This is a genomic window from Vibrio sp. AND4, assembly GCF_000171815.1.
Classification (GTDB): Bacteria; Pseudomonadota; Gammaproteobacteria; order Enterobacterales; family Vibrionaceae; genus Vibrio.
Genome location: NZ_ABGR01000061.1, coordinates 1 through 5,116 on the forward strand (window position 1 = coordinate 1; position 5,116 = coordinate 5,116).

Genomic DNA, 5,116 nt, shown 5'->3' on the forward strand with positions numbered 1-5,116 from the left:
GAACTCTGTTCCAAATGACCCACGCAGCCCGTTCGTAACGTCTGGTATTCGTGTCGGTACGCCAGCAATCACCCGTCGTGGCTTCACTGAAGATGACGCGAAAGAGCTAGCAAACTGGATGTGCGACGTTTTAGATAACATCGGCAACGAAGAAGTTATCGAAGCGACAAAACAGAAAGTTCTAGAAATCTGTAAGCGTCTACCAGTGTACGCGTAGTTCTCTGTGTAAATTCGCTTTGGTTGCAAAGTATCAGGTGCTTCGATGCATTATGATTACTTTATTAGTTAAAGGTCCTCATTTGAGGGCCTTTTTGTTTTTCTACAGTAGGTAATCTTGCGTTACAGTTCGGTTCTTGATATCGCCTTGGCCCTTCTAAATGGCGCGCTGGGGCTGTGATAATTGGCTTTATTATCTGAACGACAGTCTTTTGTGTATTCGCTGATACAAAAAAGGTTGGCACTGAGCCAACCTTTCTTTGCAAAACAAGCGAGTGCTTATTTGATCTCGATACCTTGAGCCTGCATATCGGCATGGTAGGAAGATCGAACGAATGGACCACATGCCGCGTGAGTAAAACCAAGCTCTAGAGCGATCTCTTTTAGCTCGTCAAATTCTGAAGGTGGAACGTAACGTTCTACAGGCAAGTGGTGACGGCTTGGTGCTAGGTATTGACCTAGAGTCAGCATAGTCACGCCATGTGCACGAAGGTCTTTCAGTACTTCGACGATCTCTTCTTTGGTTTCACCTAGGCCCATCATTAGACCTGACTTGGTCGGTACATTTGGATGTTGCTGTTTAAATTTTTGCAGCAATTGCAGTGACCACTTGTAGTTTGCGCCGGGGCGAGCTTTACGATACAGGCGAGGCGCTGTTTCTAAGTTGTGGTTGAAGACATCTGGTGGGTTGTCTTTCATAAGCTCAAGTGCCACATCCATACGACCGCGGAAGTCAGGGACGAGTGTTTCAATCTTGATGTGCGGGTTCAGTTCACGGATTTCACGGTTGCAGTTAGCAAAGTGCTCTGCGCCGCCATCACGCAGGTCATCACGGTCGACAGAGGTGATGACTACGTACTTCAACTTCATGTCGGCAATGGTTTTTGCGAGTTTTTTCGGCTCTTCAGCTTCAACAGCAAGCGGACGACCATGGGCAACATCACAGAAAGGACAACGGCGAGTACAAATCGCGCCAAGGATCATGAAAGTAGCCGTACCGTGGTTAAAACACTCAGCTAGGTTTGGGCAAGATGCTTCCTCACACACAGAGTGAAGGTTGTTCTTGCGCATTGCTGACTTTATGTCTTGAATACGCTGACTGTCGGCTGGTAGCTTGATTCTCATCCAATCAGGCTTACGTAACACTTCTTTCTGCTCTGAAGGCATATTCTTTACGGGAATCAATGCCATCTTGTCGGCATCACGGTATTTGACGCCTTTTTCCATCTGGATTGGTTTGCTCATGCTTTGTTACCTTGAGAAGGTGCTTCTGTGCTGAAATCTACTTGCTCGTAATCAAGCAAAGTAACGAGTTCTTGTATTAGTTTTTTTTCTACGGCTTCGATTTTTTCAGGGCCGCCAACTTGACTGACCTGAACCATCTCCATTCCTTGGTAGCCACATGGGTTTATACGTAAAAATGGGCTTAGGTCCATATTTACGTTTAACGCCAGGCCATGGAATGAGCATCCTTTTCGAATGCGAAGTCCGAGAGAACATATTTTTTTACCGTCGACATAAACGCCAGGAGCGTCAGGTCGTGCAGCAGAGTCGATATTGTATGCGTTAAGAGTATTAATAACGAGGTTTCTCGATGTGTGTAACGAGATCTCGCACTCCTAATTTTTTGCGGCGCAGGTCGATCAAAAAATACACAACCAATTGGCCAGGGCCATGATAAGTGACCTGACCACCACGATCGCTTTGAACAACAGGAATATCACCAGTGTTAATCAGGTGCTCGGCTTTCCCCGCTTGCCCCTGCGTAAATACTGGGTTGTGTTCAACCAGCCAAACTTCATCAGGCGTGTCGTCTGTGCGCAGGTCAGTGAACTCATGCATCGCCTTCAATATAGGCTCATAATCTTGGCGGCCAAGTCGTTTCACAACAATTTGGTGTTGCATGGGAATTCCTGTTGCTGATAAATAAAGTGTTTGGATTATAAACTGGATGAACTTGATGCTCTACCGCTGAGTAACAGATTTTTAACGGAAAGGCTTAGTGTTGTTCATTATCTACATGATAAATAAAAAGAAAGCAGCCAGAGCTGCTTTCAAAAAAAATTTAATATATCAAAAAATTATAGAACCATGCGTACGATGTCGATTTCGCCCAGTTCTTTGTATAGGGTTTCCACTTGCTCAATAGAGGTCGCAGTGATGTTAATCGAAACCGAGTGGTAGTTGCCCTTAGCGCTTGGTTTTACGGTTGGGCTGTAGTCACCAGGAGCATGGCGCTGAATAACTTCTAGAACAAGTTCCGGAAGTTCAGGCTTTGCATGCCCCATTACCTTGTAAGTAAAAGAACAAGGAAACTCAAGCAGGTCTTTCAATTTTGCATCAGAGTTGATGGTTAGCATATCGATAACTCCAGTTGATATTCGTTGCGGTGCGAGATAGTACAGTCAAATTAGGGTGAACTCAAGATCATACCCAAGTGGCGTCAATCGCTGAGTCAAGTATTTCAGGGTGACTGAGTATAACAAAGCCGCCCTAGTTGGCGGCTTTGTAAACTTGTTTATTGGTCAGGAGTGGCTTTTAAAAGAAGCTCTTGAACAACAATACGATGTAGTCCCACATACGGCTAAATAGGCTGCCTTGGTCCACTGTTTCCAGTGCCATTAGTGGGTACTCAGCAATATCTTCACCATCTATTTGATAGTATAGCTTACCAACAACATCCCCTTTCTGAATTGGGGCTTCTAGCTCTTTTTCAAGCACGAAGCTTGCTTTTAGGTTCTTGGCTTCGCCGCGAGCTAGTGTCACGTATGTATCTTGGTCAAGACCCAGTGCTACTGTGTCTTTGTTACCCATCCATACTTTTTCTTCTACGAAGGTTTCACCTGCTTTGTGCGGAGCGACGGTTTCGAAGAAGCGGAAGCCATAGCTCAGAAGCTTTTTGCTTTCTGATTTACGTGCGTTGGCATCTTTTGTCCCCATGACCACCGCAACCAGGCGCATCTGACCTTCTGTTGCAGAGCTCACTAGGCTGTAACCTGCATTGCTGGTATGGCCCGTTTTGATACCGTCAACGTTCATACTCTTATCCCACAGTAAGCCGTTACGGTTGTACTGAGTGATGCCATTGTAGGTGAATTTCTTATCAGAGTAGATACGGTACTCATCTGGAACATCACGGATCAGTGCCTTGCCAAGTTGTGCCATATCGTAAGGTGTTGAGTATAAATTCGGGTTATCGAGACCGTGAACATTTGCGAAGTGCGTGTTCTTCATACCAATCGTATCAGCCCAAGCATTCATGAGGTCAACAAAGGCGTCTTCAGAACCGGCAATGTGTTCTGCCATTGCCACACAAGCATCGTTACCTGATTGAATGATGATGCCGCGGTTTAGGTCATGAACCTTAACCGTTGTGCCGACTTCAATGAACATTTTTGAAGAATCTGGGAAGTTTTTCGCCCAAGCATTCTTACTGATGGTCACATCATCGTCTTCTGAAATATTACCGCGAGCTAGCTCTTGGCCAATGACATAGCTGGTCATCATCTTTGTCAGGCTAGCAGGAGACAATTTTGTGTTCATCTCTTTCTCAGCCAGAACTTTACCTGAGTTGTAATCCATCAACACGTAGCCTTTGGCAGCGATTTGAGGCGCATCAGGGACAACAACGGGTGACGCAAAAGCAGATTGAGCGATGGTTGCAGATAGTGCAACCGTTGAAACGAGAATAGATTTCACAAACTTATTTTTATTCATGGTAATTCAAATTTTTGGTTAACTGCCGACATCTTAACAGAATCCCCACTTATATAGTTAGGCCCTGCACAGAAAATCATGACACCGAGGTCATTTGTCAGTTTTGTGTTTTTTAATAAATGCGGTTGAATAGCCGAGCAACTTTACTTTATCCAGTGTGGCTTGCGTCAGAGAATGGTCAGTATATGGACCTAGCAACAAGCGATAGGTATCTTTTGTGGATTCCAAGAAAGTTTCGGTGTTCAATTTTTTTCCAAGCTGTTGGCCTAAAGTTCGCGCACGATCTTCATATTTGGATGAAGCAACCTGAATCACATATTTTGGGTGTGCAGCGAGTGATTTTTCATCGGTCGGTTTCTCTACCGTGATGACCTCAATCTCAACATTTGCGGTTCCGGTTTTTACTACATCCAACTTGTGCGCTGCCGCGTAGCTCAAATCAATGATACGGCCGTCATGAAAAGGACCGCGATCATTAACACGGACTACGGTCGATTTACCATTGTCGGTATTGGTCACTCTCACGTAACTCGGCAGTGGCAGGGTTTTATGCGCCGCTGTCATTGAGTACATGTCGTAGATTTCACCGTTTGAGGTTAAATGACCTTGAAATTTTTTGCCGTACCAAGAGGCACGACCTTTCTCTGTAAAGCCGTTTGCGTCACGCACAATCTTGTAGTCCGAGCCGCGCAGGTTGTAATCGCTGTTACCACCTAAGCTATAAGGTTCGTATTTGGGGTTCGCCTCTTCTATGTGCTCAACCGACAGGGGGTTATCAGGAGCCACATCGGATTCAAGCTCATAACGGCCTTCCGGTTTTTTTTGGTCGGTAGAAGAGCAGCCTGCCAAAATAACGGCAGAACAAACCAAGGAATATAAAGCGCGTTTTTGCATGGTCTAGGTCGCCTTAGAGAATGCTTTTCGGTGCGTATGGATTGACATCAAAATGCCAAAGCCAGCCATCAGCGTCACCATTGAGGTACCGCCATAACTGATCAAAGGTAAAGGCACGCCCACGACAGGCAGAATACCACTTACCATACCGATATTTACAAAAATGTACACGAAGAAGCTGAGTACAATACTGCCTGCCATCATTCGACCAAATGCGGTTTGCGCTTGGCTAGCAAGATACAGACCGCGGCCAATAATAAATAGATAGATGGTTAGTAGGCCAAGGAAA

General features: G+C 45.4%; 5 protein-coding genes and 2 pseudogenes. 1 reads left to right on the forward strand and 6 read right to left on the reverse strand.

All coding sequences use genetic code 11. From position 1 onward, the window contains the following. Nucleotides 1–217 (forward strand): annotated as a pseudogene (gene glyA, locus AND4_RS18270) (serine hydroxymethyltransferase); the annotation flags it as partial. Between the two features lie 278 nt (nucleotides 218–495). Here the strand turns inward: glyA and lipA are convergent. The 6 genes and pseudogenes from lipA to AND4_RS18300 all read right to left on the reverse strand — a co-directional run. Then, on the reverse strand, nucleotides 496–1,461 hold the full coding sequence (lipA, locus tag AND4_RS18275; protein ID WP_009844467.1) for a lipoyl synthase: 966 nt from the start codon (nucleotides 1,459–1,461) through the stop codon (nucleotides 496–498). Beyond that, a pseudogene (gene lipB / locus AND4_RS18280) lies at nucleotides 1,458–2,121 on the reverse strand (lipoyl(octanoyl) transferase LipB). The gene lipA and the pseudogene lipB overlap by 4 nt, the downstream one beginning before the upstream one ends. Nucleotides 2,122–2,297: 176 nt before the next feature. Beyond that, a complete protein-coding gene (ybeD, locus tag AND4_RS18285) occupies nucleotides 2,298–2,576 on the reverse strand; it encodes a DUF493 family protein YbeD (RefSeq protein WP_005384135.1) in 279 nt (92 codons plus the stop codon). A 178-nt stretch (nucleotides 2,577–2,754) separates the two neighbouring features. Next, nucleotides 2,755–3,933: a serine hydrolase gene (locus AND4_RS18290; protein ID WP_009844470.1), complete on the reverse strand. Its 1,179-nt coding sequence runs from the start codon at nucleotides 3,931–3,933 to the stop codon at nucleotides 2,755–2,757. A 90-nt stretch (nucleotides 3,934–4,023) separates the two neighbouring features. Further along, entirely contained in the window at nucleotides 4,024–4,827 is an 804-nt protein-coding gene (locus AND4_RS18295; protein ID WP_009844471.1) for a septal ring lytic transglycosylase RlpA family protein, read from the reverse strand. A gap of 3 nt (nucleotides 4,828–4,830) precedes the next feature. After that, on the reverse strand, nucleotides 4,831–5,116 hold a 286-nt coding region (locus AND4_RS18300), incomplete at its 5' end, for an FtsW/RodA/SpoVE family cell cycle protein (RefSeq protein ID WP_009844472.1).